The sequence below is a fragment of the Neorhizobium sp. PAMB6630 genome, from assembly GCF_058242775.1.
Genome location: NZ_CM177836.1, coordinates 3,071,825 through 3,094,727 on the forward strand (window position 1 = coordinate 3,071,825; position 22,903 = coordinate 3,094,727).

22 protein-coding genes and 1 pseudogene are annotated in these 22,903 nt (G+C 61.8%); 11 read left to right on the forward strand and 12 right to left on the reverse strand.

Annotated features, from left to right (window positions below; genetic code table 11):
* Positions 1-102: 102 nt before the first annotated feature.
* From AC4CWF_RS14760 to AC4CWF_RS14770, 3 genes are all read left to right on the forward strand, one after another.
* Positions 103-459 carry a hypothetical protein gene (locus AC4CWF_RS14760; RefSeq protein ID WP_491285519.1) on the forward strand — a complete coding sequence of 119 codons (357 nt, stop codon included), beginning with the start codon at positions 103-105 and terminating at the stop codon, positions 457-459.
* A 62-nt stretch (positions 460-521) separates the two neighbouring features.
* Entirely contained in the window at positions 522-938 is a 417-nt protein-coding gene (gene copM / locus AC4CWF_RS14765; protein WP_491285414.1) for a CopM family metallochaperone, read from the forward strand.
* Between the two features lie 268 nt (positions 939-1,206).
* Positions 1,207-1,914 (forward strand): HAD family hydrolase, encoded by a 708-nt coding sequence (locus tag AC4CWF_RS14770; protein WP_491282399.1) that lies wholly within the window; start codon positions 1,207-1,209, stop codon positions 1,912-1,914.
* A gap of 5 nt (positions 1,915-1,919) precedes the next feature.
* On the opposite strand, the gene AC4CWF_RS14775 is transcribed toward AC4CWF_RS14770, so the two are convergent.
* Positions 1,920-2,549 carry a DNA-3-methyladenine glycosylase I gene (locus tag AC4CWF_RS14775; protein ID WP_491285415.1) on the reverse strand — a complete coding sequence of 210 codons (630 nt, stop codon included), beginning with the start codon at positions 2,547-2,549 and terminating at the stop codon, positions 1,920-1,922.
* Between the two features lie 215 nt (positions 2,550-2,764).
* Between AC4CWF_RS14775 and AC4CWF_RS14780 the strand changes: the two genes are divergently transcribed.
* Positions 2,765-3,571, forward strand: coding sequence for a L,D-transpeptidase (locus AC4CWF_RS14780; protein WP_491282400.1), 807 nt, complete (start codon positions 2,765-2,767; stop codon positions 3,569-3,571).
* 90 nt (positions 3,572-3,661) lie between these two features.
* Complete coding sequence (locus tag AC4CWF_RS14785) at positions 3,662-4,330, forward strand: outer membrane protein (RefSeq protein WP_491282401.1); 669 nt, start codon at positions 3,662-3,664, stop codon at positions 4,328-4,330.
* A gap of 112 nt (positions 4,331-4,442) precedes the next feature.
* Here the strand turns inward: AC4CWF_RS14785 and glcF are convergent, their stop codons facing one another.
* The 3 genes from glcF to AC4CWF_RS14800 are packed head-to-tail and all read right to left on the reverse strand — an operon-like array spanning position 4,443 to position 8,484.
* The gene (glcF, locus tag AC4CWF_RS14790) at positions 4,443-5,774 is read right to left on the reverse strand and encodes a glycolate oxidase subunit GlcF (RefSeq protein ID WP_491282402.1); all 1,332 of its coding nucleotides are present in this window, start codon (positions 5,772-5,774) and stop codon (positions 4,443-4,445) included.
* Positions 5,774-6,985: a glycolate oxidase subunit GlcE gene (gene glcE, locus AC4CWF_RS14795; RefSeq protein WP_491285416.1), complete on the reverse strand. Its 1,212-nt coding sequence runs from the start codon at positions 6,983-6,985 to the stop codon at positions 5,774-5,776. Before glcE ends, glcF begins: the two co-directional genes overlap by 1 nt.
* A gap of 44 nt (positions 6,986-7,029) precedes the next feature.
* Positions 7,030-8,484, reverse strand: a complete 1,455-nt coding sequence (locus AC4CWF_RS14800; protein ID WP_491282403.1) for an FAD-linked oxidase C-terminal domain-containing protein — start codon at positions 8,482-8,484, stop codon at positions 7,030-7,032.
* Between the two features lie 311 nt (positions 8,485-8,795).
* On the opposite strand from AC4CWF_RS14800, the gene AC4CWF_RS14805 reads away from it, so the two are divergent.
* From AC4CWF_RS14805 to AC4CWF_RS14825, 5 genes and pseudogenes are all read left to right on the forward strand, one after another.
* Entirely contained in the window at positions 8,796-9,263 is a 468-nt protein-coding gene (locus tag AC4CWF_RS14805; protein ID WP_491285417.1) for an NUDIX hydrolase, read from the forward strand.
* Between the two features lie 225 nt (positions 9,264-9,488).
* Positions 9,489-10,998, forward strand: a pseudogene (locus AC4CWF_RS14810) (inorganic phosphate transporter); the annotation flags it as partial.
* 37 nt (positions 10,999-11,035) lie between these two features.
* A complete protein-coding gene (locus AC4CWF_RS14815) occupies positions 11,036-11,773 on the forward strand; it encodes a 16S rRNA (uracil(1498)-N(3))-methyltransferase (RefSeq protein WP_491282404.1) in 738 nt (245 codons plus the stop codon).
* 141 nt (positions 11,774-11,914) lie between these two features.
* Positions 11,915-13,288: a glutamate--cysteine ligase gene (locus AC4CWF_RS14820; protein ID WP_491282405.1), complete on the forward strand. Its 1,374-nt coding sequence runs from the start codon at positions 11,915-11,917 to the stop codon at positions 13,286-13,288.
* A gap of 114 nt (positions 13,289-13,402) precedes the next feature.
* Positions 13,403-14,293: a DUF937 domain-containing protein gene (locus AC4CWF_RS14825; protein WP_491282406.1), complete on the forward strand. Its 891-nt coding sequence runs from the start codon at positions 13,403-13,405 to the stop codon at positions 14,291-14,293.
* A 126-nt stretch (positions 14,294-14,419) separates the two neighbouring features.
* Here the strand turns inward: AC4CWF_RS14825 and AC4CWF_RS14830 are convergent, their stop codons facing one another.
* Positions 14,420-14,731, reverse strand: a complete 312-nt coding sequence (locus AC4CWF_RS14830) for a YjiS-like domain-containing protein (protein ID WP_491282407.1) — start codon at positions 14,729-14,731, stop codon at positions 14,420-14,422.
* Positions 14,732-14,938: 207 nt separating this feature from the next.
* Here AC4CWF_RS14830 and AC4CWF_RS14835 point away from each other — a divergent pair, with 207 nt between their 5' ends.
* Complete coding sequence (locus AC4CWF_RS14835) at positions 14,939-15,892, forward strand: LysR substrate-binding domain-containing protein (protein WP_491282408.1); 954 nt, start codon at positions 14,939-14,941, stop codon at positions 15,890-15,892.
* Between the two features lie 53 nt (positions 15,893-15,945).
* On the opposite strand, the gene AC4CWF_RS14840 is transcribed toward AC4CWF_RS14835, so the two are convergent.
* The 7 genes from AC4CWF_RS14840 to guaB all read right to left on the reverse strand — a co-directional run bounded on the left by AC4CWF_RS14840 (position 15,946) and on the right by guaB (position 22,755).
* On the reverse strand, positions 15,946-16,824 hold the full coding sequence (locus AC4CWF_RS14840; protein WP_491282409.1) for a dienelactone hydrolase family protein: 879 nt from the start codon (positions 16,822-16,824) through the stop codon (positions 15,946-15,948).
* A 156-nt stretch (positions 16,825-16,980) separates the two neighbouring features.
* Positions 16,981-17,763: a 3-hydroxybutyrate dehydrogenase gene (locus AC4CWF_RS14845; protein ID WP_491282410.1), complete on the reverse strand. Its 783-nt coding sequence runs from the start codon at positions 17,761-17,763 to the stop codon at positions 16,981-16,983.
* 63 nt (positions 17,764-17,826) lie between these two features.
* Complete coding sequence (locus AC4CWF_RS14850; protein WP_491282411.1) at positions 17,827-18,939, reverse strand: DUF3734 domain-containing protein; 1,113 nt, start codon at positions 18,937-18,939, stop codon at positions 17,827-17,829.
* A gap of 171 nt (positions 18,940-19,110) precedes the next feature.
* Positions 19,111-20,139 carry an alcohol dehydrogenase AdhP gene (adhP, locus tag AC4CWF_RS14855; RefSeq protein ID WP_491282412.1) on the reverse strand — a complete coding sequence of 343 codons (1,029 nt, stop codon included), beginning with the start codon at positions 20,137-20,139 and terminating at the stop codon, positions 19,111-19,113.
* Between the two features lie 134 nt (positions 20,140-20,273).
* A complete protein-coding gene (locus tag AC4CWF_RS14860) occupies positions 20,274-20,693 on the reverse strand; it encodes an MAPEG family protein (protein ID WP_491282413.1) in 420 nt (139 codons plus the stop codon).
* A 99-nt stretch (positions 20,694-20,792) separates the two neighbouring features.
* A complete protein-coding gene (locus tag AC4CWF_RS14865) occupies positions 20,793-21,155 on the reverse strand; it encodes a hypothetical protein (protein WP_491282414.1) in 363 nt (120 codons plus the stop codon).
* Between the two features lie 109 nt (positions 21,156-21,264).
* The gene (gene guaB / locus AC4CWF_RS14870) at positions 21,265-22,755 is read right to left on the reverse strand and encodes an IMP dehydrogenase (protein ID WP_491282415.1); all 1,491 of its coding nucleotides are present in this window, start codon (positions 22,753-22,755) and stop codon (positions 21,265-21,267) included.
* Positions 22,756-22,903: the final 148 nt, after the last annotated feature.

The following is a 22,903-nucleotide window of genomic DNA, read 5'->3' on the forward strand; positions in this document are numbered from 1 at the left end:
CGCCGGCGCCCACGATCATCAATTGGCGCTCCAGGGATTGGCGGCCTGACAAGGGTCATCAAATGCATTGTCCAGCCGCCATAAATCCTCTAAATTCATGCCATGCGTCACCTCGCCCAGCTTTTGATGGTTCTGTCGATTGTACTGCAAGGGATGATGCCTGCCATGGCAATGCAGGCCCCGATGCCGCATCATCAGAGTGCGCAGTCCCATCATCACGGCCATGGGGCGGATAAAAATGAGCTGGCAGGCGATGCGGCGGCGGACCATTGCCCCACCTGCAAACCCATGCATGCCATGACCTGCTGTTCCGCATCACTCTGCGGCACCTGCCTGTCGCCCATGCCGATGGTGACTCAAGGGCAGACAAAAATCCTGCCGCTGCGTTATCCCCTTGCCCGCGTGGCGCAGATGCTGGCCGACGCGCCCGATCCGTTGGTTCCCCCGCCTCGAGCCTGAGCGTTTGCGATGAACGGGCCGATCCGGCCTCTCTTCCATCCATATGTTTCAGACAAAGGGAAATCCCCATGCACACCAAACTGCTTTTGGCTGCCTTCACCGCAGCGCTCATTTCTGCCGCCCCGGTTCTCAAGCCTGTCGCGATGGCGCAGGACATGCCCGCCCATGCCGGGCATGGCGAGATGAAAGGCACCATGAAGGGCCAGATGCCAAAGACGGCGGACACGCCCTCCACCCGCGCCTTCATGGCCGCCAACCAGAAAATGCATGCCGACATGGCGGTTCAATACAGCGGCGATACCGATGTGGATTTCGTCCGCTCGATGATCCCGCACCACCAGGGCGCCATCGACATGGCCCGCGTGGAACTGGAACACGGCAAGGACCCAAAGATCCGTGCTTTGGCTGAAGCTGTGATCCAAGCGCAGGAGGCTGAAATCGCCGACATGAAGGCCTGGCTGAAAAGCCGCGGCCAGTAAGGTAGGCGCCATTGCCCGAAGTGCTGACAAACCTTCGTAGCCTTCACTTTGGCTGAGCGGGTGGCCGCAATGCCCTTCTCCCCGTCCTGACGGGGAGAAGGGCGCGGCAGCGGGATGAGGGGCAAATTCGCGCTCGGCATCTATCGTTTAGAGCCCCTCACCCCGGTCCTCTCCCCGCACGCGGGGAGAGGGAGAAGGCCTGTCGGCGCCATCGCTTTGCGGCAAGCGCCCATTAGCGTAGAGTGACCGAAAACCTGGGAGGTTGCCCATGACGATCCGTCCGCTCACCGTGATCGGTTTCGATGCCGATGACACGCTGTGGCAGAACGAGCAGTTCTATCGCCTCACCGAAACCCATTTTCGCGACCTGCTGACCGAGTTTGCCGAGGGCGAGCATATTTCCGAACGCCTTCTGGAAGCGGAAAAGCGCAACCTTGCCCATTACGGTTTCGGCATCAAGGGCTTTACCCTGTCGATGATCGAGACGGCACTGGAGGTAACCGACGGTAAGGTGTCCAGTCAGGCAATCGGCAAGATCCTGGCCATCGGCCGCGATTTGCTAAGCCATCCGGTGGAATGCCTGCCGCAGGCGCGCGCCGCACTGGAAGCCCTGCGCGGTCGCTATTTCCTCGTGCTGATTACCAAGGGCGACCTGTTTGACCAGGAACGCAAGCTTGCCCAGTCCGGCCTTGGCGATTTTTTCGATGCGGTGGAGATTGTCTCCGACAAGACCGCCACCACCTATCGCCGCATCTTTACAAAATATGGCGAAGGCCCCGAACGGGCGATGATGGTGGGCAATTCGCTGAAATCCGATGTGGTGCCGGCCATTGCCGCCGGCAGCTGGGGCGTGTTCGTGCCGCACGAACTGACCTGGGTTCTGGAACACGTGGAACGCCCGATGGAAGCCCCACGTTTTCGCGAAATCGAGACGCTGGGCGAGTTGCCCGACCTTGTGGCGCAAATCTGTAGCTGACCGGTTCAGGGCCGCGCAAAAGCCTGCCGCAGCGCTTCTACCTCGCTCTGGCGGTAGCAGCCGTCCAGATGGTCGTTGACCAGACCCATCGCCTGCATGAAGGCATAAACCGTGGTTGGCCCGACAAACGTCCAGCCGCGTTTTTTCAGGTCTTTTGACAGGCGCACGGAAACGGCGGTTGTCGGATTGGCGCGCAGCGTGTCGAGATCCATCACGGCCGGGCGCTCGGAAGCTGCGGGCTCATAGGACCAGAAGAATTTGGCAAGCGAGCCGAATTCATCGCGCAATTCCACCGCGCGGCGGGCATTTTTGATGGTGGAAACGATTTTTCCCCGGTGGCGGATGATGCCGGCATCTGCGACGCAACGCTCGATATCCGCCTCGCCGAACTGCGCCACCTTGTCGAAATCAAAGCCGGCAAAGGCTGCGCGGAAATTGTCGCGCTTGCGCAGGATGGTGAGCCAGGAGAGGCCCGACTGAAAGCCTTCGAGGCAGATCTTTTCAAACAGCCTGATATCGTCGGTCATGGGCAGGCCCCACTCGTCGTCGTGGTAACGCTCGTAATCGGCAAGGCCCTGATGCCAGCTGCAACGGCAGCGTCCATCCGCCCCTTCGATAATCCCCGGCTTTTGCATGGTGATGATGGCCCTCCAGACGCGCTGCATTGCTTGTTTAGCGGTGATAAACCATGTCTGCAAACCGCTGATTAACCGTGGCGCCAGAGTTTGTGCAAAAGTCTCAGGTTCCGGGGGGCCGCATTTACCTTTTGCTTTCCCCTTTCGCTCAGTTTCGGGGCAGTTGCGCGGTAAAACAGGCCGTGACGTCAAGACTTTGCAAAGGATGAGGGCGAATGAAGACGATATGGCTGGGCTGTGCCCTTCTGATTTCAGTGCTCCCGGCCATGGCTGCCGCAAACGACCGTTACGCCGAGCGCCCGCCTGTCATCGTCAGCCCCGATCTCACGGCACCGTGGATCATGCAGCTTGGCGGCCAGCCGCGCCGCGCACCGGCAGCCCGCGCCGCTCCGGCCGCCACATCGCCCGGCCTGCGCGTCATCTACCGGCAACCCCAATCCCTGGCCCAGCCCGCACCGCGCACGCAGTCCACCCAGATCCGGCCTCATGTCCCGCAGGTGGAAACCCGCCAGCCGGTGCGGACGGCGGTGGCCGGACGAGCCATCCCTGTCATCCGCGGCCGTATCGAGCCGCAATTTTTGCCGCAGATCGTCACCTTCGAAACGCAGCATGCGCCGGGCACCGTCATCATCGATACCACCAGCCGCTTTCTCTATCTCGTGCTGCAGGACGGCAAGGCGAAACGGTATGGCGTCGGCGTCGGCAAACCGGGCTTTGAATGGGCCGGCGCCCATACTGTGACGCGCAAAGCCGAATGGCCAAGCTGGCATCCGCCGAAAGACATGATCAGCCGCGAGGCCGAAAAAGGCCATTACCTGCCCGTCTCCATGCAGGGCGGGCCGGAAAATCCGCTCGGCGCCCGCGCGCTTTATCTCGGCTCAACGCTTTACCGCATCCACGGCACCAATGCGCCCTGGACCATCGGTTCCGCCGTCTCCTCCGGCTGCATCCGCATGCGCAACGAAGATGTCACTGATCTTTACGGGCGCGTGCCCGTCGGCACCAAGGTCATCGTGATCTGAGCCTGATGATGCCGCCATGCCACAGCCGCGTCATCACCCTGTCACGCATTGCCGGTTAGCTCGAGGACATCAGGGGATCGGGGTTCTCGCATGTCAAATCGCAATGCCATCAGCATCGCTGCTGTTTTCGTCGGCGGCTGTCTTTTGTCGAGTGTCGCCTTTGCCGGCGATATCGAAATTTCTGCCTATGGCGGTTACCAGACCGCGCCGCACAGCAAGGTGGAGGTCTCCGACCAGCCGGATTTCACCGCCGGCTGGGAAGGCAAATCCTTCGCATCGCCGCCCTATTGGGGCGTGCGCGGCACCTACTGGTTCGAAGGCGGTGCGCTCTCCAATCTCGGCATCTCCCTCGATTACACCCATGACAAGGTCTATGCCGACGACGAAACGCTGCAAAAGTCCGGCTGGTCGCATTTCGAGTTTACCGACGGCCTGAACCTGCTGACACTGAACGCGCTTTATCGTTTTCCGCTGGAAAGCATGCCCGCGCTCACGCCGTATGTCGGTGCCGGTGCCGGCATCAACGTGCCGCATGTGGAAGTTACCCGCGCTTCGGGCAAGACGTTCGAATACCAGTTCGGCGGCGCAACCCTGCAGGCGCAGGCGGGCATCAGTTACGCGATCACCAAGAACTGGTCGACCTTTTTGGAATACAAGGGCACCTATTCCTTCGTGGACGTCGATATCGACAGCAATGCAAAGCTGAAGACGGATGTGAAGACCAATGCCGTCAACCTCGGCATTGCCTACAAGTTCTGACAGTCTGCCCCATAATTCCCTCCGGCGGGCTGTAAATGGCAATTTCTGCTTGTCCGGTGCTCACGTACCAAACGTACGCTCCGCTCCGGTTCTCGAAATCACCATTTTCGCCTCACCGAAGGGAATTCTTGAACAGACTGTGAGCCTTTTCCACGCCGGAAAGTTTGGCGGGTTTCGGCCCGCCATAGGCCCAGTCGAGTAGTTCCACCGTGTGCAGGATCGGCATTTTGGCCGCCGTTGCGATCTGCGTGATGCAGCCGATATTGCCGGTGGCGATGAGATCGGCCCGCGTCGCCTCGATATTTTTCACCTTGCGCGTCTTCAGTTCGGCCGAAATCTCCGGCTGGAGAATGTTGTAGGTGCCGGCCGAACCGCAACAGAGATGGCCTTCCGCCGGATCCTTCACGGCAAAACCCGCCGCCTTCAGGAGAAGTTTGGGCTGCATCGTGATCTTCTGGCCGTGCTGCATCGAACAGGCGGAATGATAGGCGACGGTCAGGTTTTGCGGGGCAAGGCGCGGCAGGTCAAGCAGCGCCAGATATTCCGTCACGTCCTTTGCAAGCGCCGAGACACGCGCCGCCTTTTCCGCATAGGCCGGATCGAGCCGCAGCATGTGGCCGTAATCCTTGATCGTCGTGCCGCAGCCGGACGCGGTGATGAGGATCGCATCGAGCCCGCCCGCCTCGATCTCGCGCATCCAGGCATCGACATTGGCGCGGGCAAAATCGAGCGCTGCCGCCTCACGGCCCATGTGATGCACCAGAGCGCCGCAACAGCCCTCGCCTTGTGGGCGAACGATCTCCACGCCGAGCCGTGACAGAAGCCGTTCCGTTGCCGCGTTGATGCCGGGATCGAGCACCGGCTGGGCGCAACCGGCAAGGATGGCGACACGCCCCCGCACCGGCCTTTCCACCGGAACCGGCACTGCCTTCGCTGCGGGAGCCAGGCTTTGCGGCGCAAGCTCCAGCATGGCGGCCAGCGGTTTTAGCGCTGTGACGCGGGAAAGGACCGGTGCCAGGGGCCGAGCCAACCGAGCAAGCGACAGTGCCAGCCGGAACCGCTGGGGATGCGGCAGCACGGCCACAAGCACCCCGCGGATCAGCCGGTCCATCAGCGGCCTCTGGTAGGTGTTTTCGATATGCGCCCGCGCATGGTCGATCAGATGCATGTAATCGACGCCGGAGGGACAGGTGGTGGTACAGGCAAGGCAGGAGAGACAGCGATCGATGTGGGTCACCACCTCGCGGTCGGCCGGCCGGTCGTTTTCCAGCATGTCCTTGATGAGGTAGATGCGCCCACGCGGACTATCCAGCTCATTGCCGAGCGTCACATAGGTCGGACAGGTGGCGGTGCAGAACCCGCAATGCACGCAGCGCCGCAAGATCTTTTCAGACGCCGCCACATGCGGATCGGCAAGCTGTGCCTCGGTGAAATTGGTCTGCATCAGCCGTTACGCCCCATCTTCCCCGGGTTGAAAATTCCTGCCGGATCAAGCGTTTGCCGGACACGCGCCGAGAGTGCGGCAAGCGGTGCCGGTTGCGGTTCGAAGGCCGGTATTGAGGCCCGCAGGGCATCGCTGGCACGCATCAGCGTGGCGTGGCCGCCGCCGAAGCGGGGGATGAGGGCGCGCAGCAGGTCTGCTTCCGGCTCGGCCTCCATGCGCATCCACACAAGGCCGCCCTGCCAGTCGTAGAAGGCATCGATACCGGCGTGCTGGCGCAGCGCAAGAACGAGTGCGGCACCGGCGCCCGGCGCCACGGAAACCCGCCAGAGCGGTTTTTGGCTGTCGCCGGCATAGGGCAGCACGTCGCGGATCTGGTGCCAGAGATGCGCGCTCGCGTCCGCCTCGATGCGGGAAATCGGGCCGAAACGGCCCAGCGCTGCGGCAAGCTTTTCAGCCCGCACCGGAACGGAGGCGGAAAGGCCTTCGAGCCTCAGTACAGTTGCGGCACCGTCCGGCAGGCGTCCGTTCAGGAACCGGCCCTTCACGCTATCGGGCAGATGGGCCGCGCCGGACACTTCGACGGAAAGCCCCATGGAAAGCGCCATGGCGCGCGCAGCCTCTTCATCGAGGAGACCGGAGAGGATCAGCGTCTGCTCAGTCTGCGGGCGCGGGGCGACGCGAAACGTTACCTCGGTGAGGAAGCCGAGCGTGCCGAAGGAGCCGGCCAGCAGCTTGACGAGATCGAGCCCCGTGACATTTTTCATCACGCGGCCGCCGGCGCGGATCACCTCGCCTTGCCCGTTGATGAAACGGATGCCGAGAAGGCTGTCGCGCGCCGCACCGGACAGCAGCCGGCGCGGGCCGGATGCGTTGGTGGCAAACACCCCGCCGATCGTCGGCTCGCCTTCCGTGCCCATGACAGTGCGGTGATCGATGGGCTCAAAAGCCAGCATCTGGTTGTTTTCGAGCAGGATTTCCTCGATTTCGGCGACCGGCGTGCCCGCCCGCGCCGTCATGACCATTTCGGCCGGATCATAGGCGACGATGCCGGAAATGGCCGCCGAACGCAGCACGGAATCCGCCTCGACCCGATTGCCGAAACCCGAGCGCGTGTTGCCGCCTGAGATCATCAGCTTGCGGCCCGCTGCTGCCGCCGCACGGATCATGCCGGCCGCCTCTTCCTCGCAGACGGGAACGAGGATGGCGCTCATCGGCGCCATGTTGACCTCAGATGTCGTGTTGACCGTGATCGCACTCATGCGGAAAACGCTCTCGTTTCGGGCCGTCCGTCGAGCGGAAACACTTTTGACGGGTTCATCAGCCACTGCGCGTCGAAGGCGGAGCGTACTGCCATCTGCTGGTAGAGATCGGCCTTGGAAAACTGGTGGCGCATCAGGTCGCGTTTTTCGATGCCCACACCGTGTTCCCCCGTCAGACACCCGCCGGCATCGACGCAGAGTTTCAGGATCTCGTTGCCGGCCGCTTCCGCGCGTGCCGCCTCATCCGGATCGTTGGCGTTGAAGAGGATGAGCGGATGCATGTTGCCATCACCGGCGTGAAAGACATTGGCGACGCGAAGGCCAAAGCCCTCGACGATCTCTCCCGTGCGCTTCAGCACATAAGACAGCTGGCTGAGCGGCACGGTGCCATCCATGCAGATATAATCGGCAATGCGCCCGGTGGCGCCGAAGGCGGATTTGCGGCCCTTCCAGATGAGGGCCGCTTCCGTCGCCGACTGGCATTCGCGCACGGTTTTGACGCCGTGCCGGCGGGCGATCTCAACGATCAGCGCCAGCATCGCATCCATCTCGGCCTCGGAGCCTTCCACCTCGACGATCAGCAGCGCGCCGACATCCAGCGGATAACCGGCCTTGGCAAAAGCCTCGCAAATCTCGATGGCCGGCTTGTCCATGAATTCGATGGCAACGGGAATGATGCCGGAGCCGATGACATCAGTGACGCAGGCGCCCGCCTCTTCCGACGTCTCGAAGCCGAACAAAACGGGGCGTGCGCCTTCCGGCTTGGCGATGAGGCGAACGGTCGCTTCCGTCACGATGCCGAGCTGCCCCTCGGAGCCGCAGATGAGGCCGAGCAGATCGTAACCGCCGGCATCCAGATGTTTGCCGCCCAGCTCCACGATGGTGCCATCCACCAGAACCATGGTTACGCCGAGCAGGTTGTTGGTGGTCACGCCGTATTTCAGACAGTGCGCACCGCCGGAATTCATGCCGATATTGCCGCCGATGGTGCAGGCAAGCTGCGAACTGGGATCCGGGGCGTAGAAAAAACCTTCCGGCGATACGGCGTCCGAAATGGCTAGATTGGTAACGCCCGCCTGCACCTTTGCGGTGCGGTTGAACGTGTCGATCTCCAGAATGCGCGACAGGCGCGACAGCCCGATCACCACCGCATCCTCCTGCGGAATGGCGCCGCCGCAGAGCGAGGTGCCCGCGCCCCGCGGCACCACGGGAATGCCGTAGCGGTTGCAGTATTTCAACACGGCAGACACCTGCGCCGTGGTTTTCGGCAGGACCACGGCGAGCGGCAGGCGACGATAGGCGACGAAGGCATCCGTCTCGAACGGCACCAGTTCGCGCGCCTCATGCACCAGGCATTCGGGCGGCAGCATGTCGGCCAGGTCGGCGATGATGATCGAGCGGCGCGCCATCACGTTCGCGCGAGGTTCAAGAAAAGCAATTGCGTCCGACACGTCGTCTCCTCCACCTGTCCCGCACCTACTCGTCTCACGAATGGCCGGTCAGCATCAAGCGCTGAAAAAGTCGCAAGCGTCCCGGCTCAGAAAAATGCGCGACATATTCAAGCAGGCCCTTATATTTCAGGTTCACGCAACCCAGCTGGTGTAAGACTGTTTGGACAAGCTTGTACACCGAATCAAATTTTCGGTTAACGTCGCAAATGAACAGCTGTGCAATGCGCTATCGTGCTAGGAGCCATTCAGCATATCCGGAGTGAACAAAGACAGTGAACCTTCTCAAGGAACTCGCCTCGAACCTGTATCTGATGCTGCGGCGTCCACCGCGGCAGCAATATGCTGCGCTGTGTTACCGGTTTGATGCGATGGCGGGCCTGCAGGTTCTGTTGTTGACCAGCCGCGAAACGCGCCGCTGGGTCGTTCCGAAGGGCTGGCCGATGAAGGGCAAGAAGGCCCATGCGGTTGCCGAGCGGGAAGCCTATGAAGAAGCCGGCGTGCTGGGCAAAGCCGAGAAGGAGCCCTTCGGTTATTTCGCCTATATGAAAAAGCGCAAAAGCGGCGTGGAAGTGCCTGTCAGGGTGCAGGTTCATGCATTGCACGTTAGTGAGATGCTTCCCGATTTTCCCGAACGGGACAGCCGCACGCTGGAATGGACCTCGTGTGCAGAGGCTGCACTGCGGGTGAATGAGCCCGAACTGCGGGCGCTGTTCATGGCTTTTGCCAAGCGCATGGTGCCGGCACCTGTCGAAGGCAAGCTGCGCGCTTTCGGGCGCTGATTTTTTAAAGGCGACGGATTTCAGACGATCGCGTTTTGCGATCGGCGACCGGAATTAAACCGCATGCGTGGACTTTACCACTGCGGACGAGATTGTCGAAGATGCGTTCGCGTGACAGGCTGGCGCTGCCGCGCACCGGCCATGATCGACACACGAAAGATTTTGCGAAGGCGGCGCTTTTTCATTGAAGACAATACCCGAACCAGAACATGACGGCCGGCACAAAAACCGCGCCCTGCAGGCCAGGAAGGCGACCCTCGACAAGGATCTGGAAAAGATCGCCTCGGTGGAAGATGCCTCAAAGCATATCGGCCGCCGGCTGGCTGGTCCCGGTGCCGGTTTCCTGTTTCTCATCGCCGTCATGATCTTTACCGTCGCCTTCACGGCCGGACATCCGGAAACCATCGTTGCCATCACGGCGGCCGTGTTGGCGGGCTACATGGCGATGAATATCGGCGCCAATGATGTCGCCAACAATATCGGTGCTGCCGTCGGTTCCAAGGCACTCAGCCTCGGCTTTGGCCTTGCGCTTGCCGCCATCTGCGAGATTGCCGGCGCGCTGATTGCCGGAAACCAGGTGGCCGGCACCATTGCCAATGGCATTATTTATGCCGACCGCCTGGCAAATCCTGATCTTTACGTCTGGGCGATGATGGCCGCACTTTTGGCAGCCGCCATCTGGATCAACATCGCCACCTGGATCAGCGCGCCCGTTTCCACCACCCATGCCATTGTCGGGGGTGTGATGGGCGGCGGCATTGCGGCAGCCGGTGTCAGCGCCGTCAACTGGACGGTGCTTGCCGGCATCGCCACCAGCTGGGTGGTCTCTCCCCTCCTCGGGGCGGCGGTGGCCATCGCCATGCTCGCCTTCATCAAGACCTTCATCATCTATACGCCCGACAAGATTGCCGCCGCCCGCCGCTGGGTGCCGGTGCTGATCGGCGTGATGTTCGGCTCGTTTGCCGCCTACCTCCTGATGATATTGCCCTTGGGAACCCTGACGCTTCCCCTGCCGCAGGCCCTGCTGCTGGGCCTTGTAAGCGGCATCCTGGCAACGGTTCTCAGCCGACCGCTGGTCAGGCGCCAGTCGGAAGGGCTGGAAAACCGCAACCAGTCGCTGCGCAAGCTCTTCCAGATGCCGCTGATCTTCTCGGCCGCCCTCCTCTCCTTCGCCCATGGCGCAAACGACGTGGCAAATGCCATCGGGCCGTTGGCGGCCATCATCGGAACGTTGAACGATGGGCCGCTGGTCGGCGATGCCCCGATCCCGCTCTGGGAACTTCTGATCGGCGGTGTCGGCATCTCGATGGGGCTTCTTCTGTTCGGGCCGAAACTCATTCATCTCGTCGGCAAGGAAATCACCAAGCTCAATCCGATGCGCGCCTATTGCGTGGCGCTGTCTTCCGCCGTCACCGTTATCCTCGCCTCTTCGATTGGCGCACCTGTCAGTTCCACGCATATCGCCGTCGGCGCCGTCTTCGGCGTCGGCCTGTTTCGCGAATGGCATCACCGCTATTCCAAACAGCGCAAGGCCTATCTGAGCCAGATCGCACCGGGCGGACAGGATCTTGGCGAAAGGCCGATCGGCGAGGTCAACACGGCCGAAGTGCGCCGGCGTTATCTCGTGCGCCGTTCGCACCTGCTGACCATCGTCGGCGCCTGGACGATTACCGTTCCGGTCTCCGGCGCCCTTGCAGCCGTCATCGCGATGGTTATGTTCCGCCTGTTCGCCTGACAGGCTGTTGACCAAAAACAAGAATGGGGCATTCCGAATGCGCGCCAATTTCCGCATGCAGCGGCTTTTCATCGACCAGAAGCTGGCTCTCGGCCTTTCCCACGAGGCGGCAAGCGACCATTTCAACTACCTGATCAACGTGCTGCGCATGGCAGAGGGCGACGAGGTTCTGGTGTTCAACGGCGTTGACGGCGAATGGCGGGCACGCCTTCTGTTGCCCACCCGCAAAAAGCTGCTGATCGAGCCCATCGAACAGACACGGCCGCAATCACCACTGCCCGATCTGCATTATCTGTTTGCGCCGCTGAAAGTCGGCCGGCTGGATTATCTCGTGCAGAAGGCGGTGGAGATGGGCGCCGGCCTGTTGCAGCCGGTGATGACGCAGCATGTGCAGGGCAAGATCACCAGCCTGGAACGGCTTCAAGCCAATGTGGTGGAGGCGGCCGAACAATGCGGCGTGCTGGCGGTGCCGGCGGTGGCAGCCCCGATGAAGCTGAAGGATCTGCTGGACACCTGGCCTTCCGACCGGCGCATCATCTTTTGCGACGAGGGTGAGGAAAGCCAGAACCCGCTGCCTGTTCTCGGAGCAATCAAGGAGCGCAAGCTTGCGCTGCTGATCGGCCCGGAAGGCGGGTTTTCCGAAGAAGAGCGGGTGCTGCTGCGCAGCCTCGCCTTCGTCACCGCCATTCCGCTTGGACCGCGTATTCTGCGCGCCGATACCGCAGCCGTGGCCGCCCTTGCGCTCGTGCAGGCAACCATCGGGGATTGGGGATGAGGTTTTCGCCTCATTCTGCGTTCAGAGAAATTCACTTGCACCGCCGCTAGATCCGGTACAAGCAACTTTTCCGAAGGTCTCATTGCAGCGTTCGGGATAGCGTCCTGCTTCACGGCTCCTACTTCAAACAAGGTCGACTTCATGGCCCGCGATACCACCGATCACACCCCGCTGACCTCCGTTTCGGAACTTGCCGACTATATGGCCGGGGGCTGCAAGCCGGAAACCGACTTCCGCATCGGCACCGAACACGAAAAGTTCGCCTTCTTCCGCTCCGACAATTCGCCGGTTCCCTATTTCGGCGAGGCGAGCATTTCGGCGCTTCTGAAGGGCATGCAGCAAAAGCTCGGCTGGGAACCGATCATGGATGGCGACAACATCATCGGGCTTGGTGAGACCGGTGGCATGGGCGCGATCTCCATCGAGCCGGGCGGCCAGTTCGAACTGTCGGGCGCGCCGCTTGAAACGCTGCACGAGACCTGTCGCGAATCCAACCAGCATCTGGCTGTGCTGCGCGAGATTGCCGAGCCCATGGGCATCCGCTTCCTCGGCATTGGCGGCAGCCCGAAATGGACGCTGGCGGAAACGCCGGTCATGCCGAAATCCCGCTACAAGATCATGACCCGTTACATGCCGAAGGTGGGCAGCCACGGGCTGGACATGATGTACCGCACCTGCACCATCCAGGTGAACCTCGACTTCTCCTCCGAAGCCGACATGGCACGCAAGATGCAGTTGTCCCTGAAGCTGCAGCCGCTGTCCACGGCGCTGTTTGCCGCCTCGCCCTTTACCGAGGGCAAACCGAACGGGCTTCTGTCCTGGCGTGGCGAGATCTGGCGCGATACGGACAATGCCCGCGGCGGGCTGATGCCAAAGGCCTTCGAGCCCGGTTTCGGTTTTGCCACCTATGTGGAATGGGCGCTCGACGTGCCGATGTATTTCATCGTGCGCGACGGCAAATATCACGATTGCACGCATGTCACCTTCCGCCAGTTCATGGCCGGCGCGCTGAAGGGCGAAGTGGCCGACTGGCAGCCGACGCTTGGCGACTGGACGAACCATCTCGGCACGCTGTTTCCCGATGTGCGCCTGAAGCGATATCTGGAAATGCGCGGCGCAGACGGTGGCCCGTGGCGCCGCATCTGTGCGCTTCCGGCCTTCTGGGTCGGCCTTCTCTATGACGATGCCGCCATGACGGCCGCCGAAGAGATCACCCGTGACTGGACCTACCAGGATGTGCTGGCGCTGCGCGATGCCGTGCCGGTCGAGGGGCTTGCTGCAAAAATTGCCGGCCGCCCGCTGATGGAGGTTGCGCGCGACATTCTTTCCGTTTCCACACAAGGCCTCAAGGCCCGCAACCGGCTGAACGGTGAAGGTCAGGACGAATCGGTGTTTCTGCAGCCGCTGGAAGAGATTCTGGCCAAGAAGAAGGTGCTGGCGGAAGAACTGCTGTCGCTTTACCACGGTCGCTGGAACGGCTCCGTTGAGCCGGTTTTCGACGAATACCAGTATTAAGCCTCAAGCCTTCCCGCCAAGGGACAGTTTAAAGCTGAACAAACCGGTTCCGTCCCGGATTTTTCCAGTTATAGTAGCTGGATACAAGGGGAATCCAGGAAGGAGCCGGTTACCATGCTGCCGCTGTTCGACATGATGCTGAAGGCGCAGAACGGCGCCGCGATGGACACTCTGGCCAAGCAGTTCAATCTTGCCCAGGAGCAGGCGGCGCAGGCCATGGCCGCCCTCCTCCCGGCGTTTTCCTCCGGCCTCAAGCGCACCAGCAACAACCCATATGATTTCAGCGCGCTGATGAGCGGCATGTTTTCCGGCGCCTACGGCAAATATTTCGAGGACATCAACAAGGCTTTCACGCCGCAGGGCATGGCTGATGGCAATGCGGTTCTGGAACGCCTGTTCGGCTCCAAGGATGTGTCGCGCGCGATTGCGGCGCAGGCGGCACAACTGACCGGCATCGGCCAGGACGTTTTGAAGCAGATGATGCCGGCCATGGCCGACACGATCATGGGCGGGCTCTTCAAGCAGATGACCGGCCAGGTCTCGGCCAATCCCTTCTCGCCGGAAGCCATGGGCCAGGCGACGCAGCAATGGCTGCAGGCGATCGGCTTCCAGCCCAAACCCAAGCCGCAGCCGCAGGCCATTCCCTTCGACAACCCGATGTTCCAGGCCATGCGCAGCATGTGGGGGCTGGAAAAGCCTGCAGAGGCAGCCCAGCAGACCAACCCTTTCACCGACAATCCGTTCGCCAAGGCTTTTCAGGACATGATGAGCGGCAGTTTTTCCGCGCCCGAGGCTGCCCCACAGCCAGCCAAAGCCGCAGCGCCGAAGACTGAGGCGCCCGAGATGCCGACTGGCAAGCCGGAGATCGAGAAATTCCAGGCTGTTCTCTCCAGCATGTTCGATAGCGGCGTCGAAGTGCAGAAAGCCTATCAGAAGAATATGGAAGCCATCTTCGAGGGTTATGTACGCGCGCAGGCCGGTGAAGCGCCAAAGGCTTCCGTCTGATCACCGCCTGAACCAGAGGTCCTGCCCTGCAGAGGTTTGCAGGCCAATAAAAAAGCCCGGCGCGGATAAATCCGGCCGGGCAAGTATGCAGGGTCATTGGCGTTACCCTGCGGGGAAAACTGGTGGTCAGGCGCGCTTGTTCACGAACAGCGACCGGCGGCCGCGCTGGCGGGCATGCGGTGGCAGGAGCGCATAGGGATCCTCAAACAGGCCCGACTGGATCATCGCACGATCGACCTCAAGCCGTGTCAGGCCGATATCGAACAGCTGGTGATCTTCAAGCTCGCTCAGCGCATTCATGGCCTTGCGATTGCGAAGGGCACGAAGAACGGTTTTGCTCCATGCTGCCGTATAGGCGATCACATCGGCAAAAAGGCGCACATTGACCTTCCGGGTGGCGGAGAGGGTGCGGGTCATGGTCCGTTCAGTCGTGCTCATGGGAACTTCCTTTCGTCAGGCACGAAAATTCATTCCTCCAACAGTGTCAGGCCGCTGGATCGGGCCGCCGTTTCTGGAAGGAAGGCAGGGACGGCGCTTGGGAAGCGCCATCTGTTTGGCTTTGCCTTTGCGTTATGCGAAATCACCATTGATCAGTCCAACGAATGTTTCTAATGATTAGCATCAAACTCACTGATGGGTGCTCCAATGTCTGCTCCACTTGATACTGACCAGTTGCAAACCTTCGTCGCCATCGTCGACAGCGGCAGTTTCACCAAGGCCGCCGACCGCGTGTTCAAGACGCAAAGCGCCGTCTCCATGCAGATGCGACGGCTGGAGGAGCGGGTGGGCAAGCAGCTGTTTGCCAAGGACGGGCGCGGCAACCGGCTGACGCTCGAGGGCGAAAAGCTGTTGAACTATGCCCGCCGCATCATTCGGCTGAACAACGAGGCGATTGCAGCCTTCGACGACAACCGGCTGGAAGGCACGCTGCGCATCGGCACGCCCGACGATTACGCCGACCGCTACATGCCTGAGATCATCGGGCGTTTTGCAAAGACGCATCCGAATGTCGAGCTGTTCATTGTCTGCGAACCCTCGGTGGATCTGGCGGAAAAGATGGCGCGCGGCGAGCTGGATATCGCGCTCGTCACCCACAATCCCCGCGCCCGCCAGTCGGATGTGGTGCGCACGGAGCCGCTCTGCTGGGTGGCCTCGGCCAACCATCCACTGCGCGACGATGCGCCGGTGCCGCTCGCTGTCGGCCGGCGTGATTGCAACTGGCGCCAGCTTGCCTGTTCGGCGCTCGATGCCGACGGGCGCGAATACCAGATCCTGTTTACCAGCTGGTCGTCCATGGTGGTGGCATCAGCGGTTCTCGCCGGCATGGCCGTGTCGATCCTGCCGGAATCGGCCCTTCGCCCGGGCATGAAGGTGCTGAGCCAGTCGGACGGTTTTCCGCCGCTTCCCCCGGTGCAGATCGGCCTGATGAAGCGGCCGGGCCTGTCGCCCTCGCTGATGACGGCGATCACCGATCACATCACCGCCTGCCTCGACAACATCTCGCCAGCCGTTGCACCTGATGATCTCGACGGCGACATGAAAGCCTTTGGCCGCGCCGCCGCCCGCCTGCGCACCGCCCAGCTGATGCCGGGGTGGTGAGCAGGATTTGAGGGCCGTGCCGGCTGATGCGGGCACGGCCTCTGGCAGTAAGATTACGCCAGATATTTGCGGAAGAATGCCACGGTGCGGCTCCAGGCAAGGTCAGCTGCCGCCTTGTCATAACGGGCCGATGAGGTGTCGTTGTTGAAGGCGTGGTTCACGCCGTCATAGATGAAGATTTCAAACGTCTTGCCGCCGGCTTCCAGCGCCTTGCGATAGGCATCGATGCCGGCATTGATGCGCTCGTCGAGGCCGGCGTAATGCAGCATGATCGGCGCCTTGATTTTCGCAACGTCTGCGGCGGGCGGCTGCGCGCCGTAATAGGCGACGCCGGCGTTCAGCTCCGGTGATGCCACCGCCATGCGGTTCACCATGCCGCCGCCCCAGCAGAAACCGATGGCGCCGACCTTGCCGTTCGCCCCCTGGCGCTTTGCCAGAAACGCCCTTGTGGCCTCGCCATTGGCGACGGCAGCACTCATGTCCAAGGTGGAAAACATCTGGCGCGCCTGGTCCTCGTCAGCGGGCGTGCCGCCATTGGGTGACAGGAAATCCGGGGCGAGCGCCACGAAACCTTCAAGCGCCATACGGCGCGCCACATCGCGGATATGATCGTTCAGGCCACGGTTTTCGTGGATGACGATGACCGAACCAAGCGGGCTGGCCGGATTTTTGGGCGTAACGAGATAACCCTTCATCTCGCCGCCTGCTCCCGGATAGGTGATATCCGCACCGGTCAGCCGGGCATCGTCTGCCGGCACGACGGCTGCCTGCGCGCTGCTGGCGGCGAGCATCGGCGCAATTGCGGCAGCGGCGGCTCCGGAGCCTGCAAGCAGGCTCAGCTTTTCCATGAATTTTCGGCGATCGAGGCTGAGATGCGTGTATTCGTCATAGGCGTCGATCATCGCCTGCGTGATCTTCGGCTTGTCGGTCATTGCGTTTCCTCCATCAAATCCCCACGGCTTGGGACAAGATGGGCGAAAGCGCAGGTTTTGGAAGCGGCCCGGCCGCCACCCGCGCCACAACTTTGCGTGATGCTTCAGGAGCGGCGCGGGTTGCGTCGACGTGATGCCCCGGCGGACCGGGAAAGTTCAGCCCATGTGCCAGCCGTGGCTGACGGTGATCGACTGGCCGGAGAGCGCATTGGTCTTGAAGGCGGCGAGGAACAGCGCAACGTCGGCGACATCCTCCACCGTGGTAAACTCGCCGTCGACGGTTTCGCCCAGCATCACCCGCTTCACCACCTCATCCTCGGAAATGCCCAGCGTTTTCGCCTGTTCGGGGATCTGCTTGTCGACAAGCGGCGTGCGCACGAAACCGGGGCAGATGACATTGGCGCGGATGCCGAATTCGCCACCTTCCTTGGCGAGCACCCGGGCAAGGCCGAGAAGCCCGTGCTTTGCCGTGACATAGGCGGACTTGAGCGGCGAGGCCTCGTGCGAGTGGACGGAGCCCATGTAGATGACCGCGCCGCCGCCACTCGCCTTCATGTGCGGCACGCAGGCCTTGGTGGTGAGGAAGGCGCCATCGAGATGGATGGCGAGCATCTTCTTCCAGTCGGCAAACGGGAAATCCTCGATCCGGTGGACGATCTGAATGCCGGCATTGGAGACGAGGATATCGACGCGACCGAAGGTTTCCACGGTTTTTGCAACGCCCGCATTCACCGCCGCCTCGTCCGTGACATCCATGGCAATGCCGATTGCCCGGCCGGGGCCGATGGCGGTGAGTTCCTTGGCCTTTGCTTCCGCCGCATCGAGCCTGAGATCGGCGATGACGACATGGGCGCCCTGTTCGATATAACGCCTGGCGATTTCGGCGCCGATGCCGCTTGCCGATCCGGTGACGATGGCGATTTTTCCGTTGAGGGTCATGGTGCGGTCTCCTTGAAATCGGGCCGCCCCGTCGGTGTTTTTGTACCGGCTGAGGGTCCGTCGTTATTCGTCTCGCGGCCTGTCCCGGGCGAGATCGAAGATCTGGATGCCATCCTTCGGACGGCCCCGTTTTTTCCACTTGGGATGGTTCAGCGTGTGCATGGCATCGTCATAACCGGCCTTCCAGTTGGCTTCGACGCTGGCGCGCGAGAACTCCGCATCCATGGCGTGCGAATCATAGGCGGCGCTGCGGTGGATGAGATGGACCAGCGTCACATCGTATTCGATGCCGACGGAGCGCAGCAGTTTGACATCCTCGTCGTCGCGAAGCTCCGGCGGCAGTTTTTCGAGGAGGCGGCGGGCCGCACGGCGAAACATCTGCTTGCGGGCGAACTCGTCGGTGTTCATGCGCGTGCGGCTGGAATAGCGGATTTCCTTGACGCGCGCATCGACCTCCAGAAGGTCGCGCGGCATCTGGCCACGGGCGGGAAACAGATCGACCTGAAAGATGCACAAGTCCGCCTCGAAACCATCGGCCGCCAGCACATATTGCAGCGGCGTGTTGGAGACGAGACCGCCATCCCAATAAAACTCGCCGTCGATCTCCACCGGCGCAAAGCCCGGTGGAAGCGCGCCGGAGGCGGCGACATGGCGGGCCGAGAGCTTGATGTCTCGATTGTCAAAATAGGCGAAATTGCCGGTTTTGACATTGACCGCCCCAAGGCTGAGGCGCACCTCACCCTGGTTGATCCGGTCGAAATCGACAAGCCTGTCGAGCGTCTTCAACAGCGGTTCCGTATCGTAATGGCTGATCGTCACGTCGCGGTTGAACAGAAGCTGGTAGGGGGTCTGCAGGCGGGGCGAGAAAAAGCCGGGAATGCCGGTCATCGCGCCGGCAAGCACAGACCAGTCCTTGAGCAGCCGCTTGGCATCATGCTGAACCACCGGGCCGAAATCGAGGCCCGAAGACACCATCTCCCAGAACTGGCGCAGGTTTTCCACCTGCCGATCGTCAGGACTTCCGGCAATAATGGCGGAGTTGATGGCGCCGATGGAAATGCCGGCGAGCCAGTCCGGCTTGATACCCTCTCTGTGAAGCGCCTCGAAGGTGCCGGCCTGATAGGCGCCAAGCGCCCCGCCGCCCTGGAAGACAAGAATATTTTCGATGGACCGCATGCCCTGAACTCCCGATGCTCTCTGCTTGTTCGCAACTGCAGCATCTTCATCTTCACATGGGGCGCAGCTTTCAAATTGTCATCACCTGCAAGATTAAACTTCGTTCATGCGGGGAGATGCAAAAAGCCGCCCCGGCGCGGGACGGCTTTGTCATAGATGCGTCGGGAGTTGTCAGCCGGCGAGATCAAGCACGATGCGGCCGTCGATCTTGCCTTCTTCCATGCGGTGGAAGATGTCGTTGATGTTTTCGATTTTATCCCAGGAATAATGCGCGGCAACCTTGCCTTCGCCGGCAAATTGCAGGCTTTCCTCGAGATCCTGGCGCGTGCCGACGATGGAGCCGCGCACCGTGATGCGCTTCAAGACCGTCTCGAACACCGGCAGCGAGATGAAACCCGGCGGCAGGCCAACCAGCGCCATCGTGCCCTTGGAGCGCAGGAAGCCATAGGCCTGTTCCATCGCCTTTGGCGAAACAGCCGTCACCAGCGCGCCGTGGGCGCCGCCGGTTGCCTTCTGCACCTGTGCGATGGCATCAGCGTCGCGGCCATTGACCACCACGTCGGCGCCAAGCTTTTTGGCAAGCTCAAGCTTGTCGTCAAAAATGTCTGCGGCCACCACATGCATGCCCATGGCCTTGGCATATTGCACCGCCATGTGGCCAAGGCCGCCAATGCCTGAGATGACCACCCATTCGCCGGGGCGCACCTCGGTTTCCTTCAAGCCCTTGTAGACGGTGACGCCGGCGCAGAGGATGGGGGCAGCGGCGCCGAATTCGAGATTATCCGGCAGGCGGCCGACGAAATCCGGGTCGGCCAAGCCATACTGGGCAAAGGTGCCGTTGACAGAATAACCGGTGTTCTGCTGGCTGCCGCAAAGCGTTTCCCAGCCGGTGCGGCAGGGATTGCAGCAGCCGCAGGCGGTATGCAGCCAGGCCACGCCAACGCGGTCGCCTTCCTTGATGCGGGAGACACCCGCGCCAAGCTTTGCCACGTAGCCGGTGCCCTCGTGGCCGGGAATGAAGGGAGGATTGGGCTTGACCGGCCAGTCGCCGTTTGCGGCGTGCAGATCCGTGTGGCAGACGCCGGTTGCTTCGTATTTGACAAGAATCTGGCCGGGGCCGGGTTCCGGGATCGGCATCTCCTCGATGGTGAGCGGCTTGCCGAACGTGCGCACCACTGCGGCCTTCATCATTGCTGCCATGGATCTTCTCCTCGAACCGATGACGGCACCTGTTGGTGCCGCGCGACTGCCTTGCAAGCGGTCTTTCCGCCTGCACCGGCTCTAGAGGATCCGACCCTGTGACAGTTTGATCTGCCGCAAAAGCCGTCAGACTATCAGGTGAGCGCCAGCCACACGGCCAGCCAGACCCACATGCCGACAACGCTTGCCACGCCAACCATGAAAAGGTTGCGGCGCAGGAACACCCGGTTGCTGGTGACATGTACATAAGAATGGGCATAACGCGAGGCAACGAACAGCCAGGCGAGGATGACGGTGCCAATATTGTCGCCATCGACGGCAAACAAAGCCAGGCAACAGATGTGGAAGAACATCGGCAGCTCGAACTGGTTCTTCAGGTTGTTGTGGACGAAAAGACTGTCCTCCGGCTCCTGAAGGTTGGCGCGAAACTGCGAGACGGTCGCCCGTCCGGCCTTCACCGCCGCCACCCGCCGCTTCGACAGCAGCACGTAGAGAATGAGGACGAGGGCCGCATGCGCGACCATCGGCCAGATCATCGCTTCGTTGGAAATCATCACTCATTCCTCGGGGTTCGGCAGACACTGGCCATGTCATAGACGAAGGACACCCGCGAGGGAAAGCCTCGGGGATACGGAACCCCCGAAGGAAAACGATCAGTTCCTGCGGGTCAGCACCTCGGTGCCGGCACCGTCTTCGCCGGAAATGGTCCAGACGCCATCCAGCACGCCATTATCCTTCACCTCGTAGACGATGAGGCCGACAGCATCGCCGAGCACATAGCCAGCTGCAAAAGCATTGTCGTGCAGCATGCAGATGCCGGCCGACGTCGTGCCGCCCGTCGACCATTCGATGGAACAGGTGGTTTCGCTGGTGAGTGTGATGACGGCGGTGCCATCGTAAGGCGAGCCGTCGAGATTGGTGCCGGCAACGTCATAGGTGCCTTCTCGCACCGTCTGAGCGGCGGCTGCGGAACAAAGGCCGGCGGCCAGAAGCAGGCCTGCAAGAATGATTTTCATGACTTCCCCCCGATATCCGGAACGATCCCCGGATATCCCAGCATAAGAGGGAAACGGCGGCTGGCAATGGCTGCCAGCCGCGAAGTTTGTGCATGGTTGACGAGAAATCTCAGGCGCCGCCGGGGTAGTTCGGGCTTTCGCGGGTGATCGTCACGCCATGCGGATGGCTTTCGCGAAGGCCGGCGCCGGAGATGCGCACGAAGGTGGCCTTTTCCTGGAAATCGAGGATATCTTTGCCGCCGACATACCCCATGGCAGCCTTCAGGCCACCGGCGAGCTGGTGCAGCACGGCCGAGACCGGCCCCTTGTAGGGAACCTGGCCCTCAATGCCTTCAGGCACGAGCTTCAGCGTGTCGCGCACTTCCGCCTGGAAATAACGATCCGCAGAACCGCGGGCCATGGCGCCAACCGAGCCCATGCCGCGATAGGCCTTGAAGGAGCGGCCCTGGTAGAGATAGACCTCGCCCGGGCTTTCATCGGTGCCGGCGAGAAGAGAGCCGACCATGACGGCAGACGCGCCGGCCGCAATCGCCTTTGCCACGTCACCGGAAAACTTGATGCCGCCATCGGCGATCACGGGAATGTTGTGCTTGTTGGCTTCGGCAACGGCGGCCATGACGGCGGCCAGCTGCGGCACGCCGACACCGGCGACGATGCGCGTGGTGCAGATCGAGCCCGGGCCGATACCGACCTTGATGCAGTCCGCACCGGCATCGATGAGGGCGCGGGTGCCGTCACCGGTTGCCACATTGCCGGCGATGATGCGCACGGCGTTCGTCATCTTCTTCACCTCAGCCACCGCATCCAGCACCTTCTGGGAATGGCCGTGGGCGGTATCGACAACGATCACGTCCACACCGGCCTCGATCAGGCGCTCGGCGCGCTCGCGACCGTCCTCGCCGGTGGAGATGGCGGCGGCCACCCGAAGGCGTCCCTGCACATCCTTGGAGGCATGCGGGTTGAGCTGCGACTTCTCGATGTCCTTGACCGTGATCAGGCCGATGCAGCGGCCCTGATTGTCGACCACCAGCAGCTTTTCGATGCGGTGGCTGTGCAGGAGACGCTTGGCCTCCTGCTGCTCGACGCCATCCTTGACGGTGATGAGGTTTTCCCGCGTCATCAGCTCGTAGATCTTCTGGCTGGGATCGGAAGCGAAACGCACATCGCGGTTGGTGAGAATGCCGACGAGGCGGCCGGGGCGGCTGGTGCCTTCCACAACCGGGATGCCGGAAATGCCATGGGCGCTCATCAGCGCCTTGGCTTCGGCAAGCGTGGCTTCCGGGCCGATGGTGACGGGGTTAACCACCATGCCGCTTTCGAACTTCTTGACCTGGCGAACCTGCTCGGCCTGTTCGACGGGGGTGAGGTTGCGGTGGACAACGCCGATACCGCCGGCCTGCGCCATGGCAATCGCCAGACGGCCTTCAGTCACCGTATCCATGGCAGACGAGAGGATCGGCAGGTTCAGCTCGATGTCATGGGCAATGCGGGTGGCGATGTTCGTCTGGCCCGGCATGACCTCCGAATGTCCCGGCTGCAACAGCACGTCGTCGAAGGTAAGCGCGTCCGCGCCGGTTGCAGATTCTACAATGCGAGCCATGGCCAATTTCCTTTAATGAATGGAAGTTCGGTCCGGCGGGAGGTTAACCGGATGCGATCTTCAGGAATGGGAAGTTGGCGAGGGCTGGTAACACGGTTATGACGGGAAGGAAACAGAAAAAACCCGGAAGCCGAACTCCCGGGTTTTT

Coding starts and splice junctions, on each gene's coding strand:
- AC4CWF_RS14760 (WP_491285519.1), top strand. CDS start 103: ATGCGTCACCTCGCCCAGCTTTTGATGGTTCTGTCGATTGTACTGCAA.
- AC4CWF_RS14770 (WP_491282399.1), top strand. CDS start 1,207: ATGACGATCCGTCCGCTCACCGTGATCGGTTTCGATGCCGATGACACG.
- AC4CWF_RS14775 (WP_491285415.1), bottom strand. CDS start 2,549: ATGCAAAAGCCGGGGATTATCGAAGGGGCGGATGGACGCTGCCGTTGC.
- AC4CWF_RS14780 (WP_491282400.1), top strand. CDS start 2,765: ATGAAGACGATATGGCTGGGCTGTGCCCTTCTGATTTCAGTGCTCCCG.
- AC4CWF_RS14785 (WP_491282401.1), top strand. CDS start 3,662: ATGTCAAATCGCAATGCCATCAGCATCGCTGCTGTTTTCGTCGGCGGC.
- glcF (WP_491282402.1), bottom strand. CDS start 5,774: ATGCAGACCAATTTCACCGAGGCACAGCTTGCCGATCCGCATGTGGCG.
- glcE (WP_491285416.1), bottom strand. CDS start 6,985: ATGAGCGCCATCCTCGTTCCCGTCTGCGAGGAAGAGGCGGCCGGCATG.
- AC4CWF_RS14805 (WP_491285417.1), top strand. CDS start 8,796: ATGCTGCGGCGTCCACCGCGGCAGCAATATGCTGCGCTGTGTTACCGG.
- AC4CWF_RS14815 (WP_491282404.1), top strand. CDS start 11,036: ATGCGCGCCAATTTCCGCATGCAGCGGCTTTTCATCGACCAGAAGCTG.
- AC4CWF_RS14820 (WP_491282405.1), top strand. CDS start 11,915: ATGGCCCGCGATACCACCGATCACACCCCGCTGACCTCCGTTTCGGAA.
- AC4CWF_RS14825 (WP_491282406.1), top strand. CDS start 13,403: ATGCTGCCGCTGTTCGACATGATGCTGAAGGCGCAGAACGGCGCCGCG.
- AC4CWF_RS14830 (WP_491282407.1), bottom strand. CDS start 14,731: ATGAGCACGACTGAACGGACCATGACCCGCACCCTCTCCGCCACCCGG.
- AC4CWF_RS14835 (WP_491282408.1), top strand. CDS start 14,939: ATGTCTGCTCCACTTGATACTGACCAGTTGCAAACCTTCGTCGCCATC.
- AC4CWF_RS14840 (WP_491282409.1), bottom strand. CDS start 16,824: ATGACCGACAAGCCGAAGATCACGCAGGCGATGATCGACGCCTATGAC.
- AC4CWF_RS14845 (WP_491282410.1), bottom strand. CDS start 17,763: ATGACCCTCAACGGAAAAATCGCCATCGTCACCGGATCGGCAAGCGGC.
- AC4CWF_RS14850 (WP_491282411.1), bottom strand. CDS start 18,939: ATGCGGTCCATCGAAAATATTCTTGTCTTCCAGGGCGGCGGGGCGCTT.
- adhP (WP_491282412.1), bottom strand. CDS start 20,139: ATGGCAGCAATGATGAAGGCCGCAGTGGTGCGCACGTTCGGCAAGCCG.
- AC4CWF_RS14860 (WP_491282413.1), bottom strand. CDS start 20,693: ATGATTTCCAACGAAGCGATGATCTGGCCGATGGTCGCGCATGCGGCC.
- AC4CWF_RS14865 (WP_491282414.1), bottom strand. CDS start 21,155: ATGAAAATCATTCTTGCAGGCCTGCTTCTGGCCGCCGGCCTTTGTTCC.
- guaB (WP_491282415.1), bottom strand. CDS start 22,755: ATGGCTCGCATTGTAGAATCTGCAACCGGCGCGGACGCGCTTACCTTC.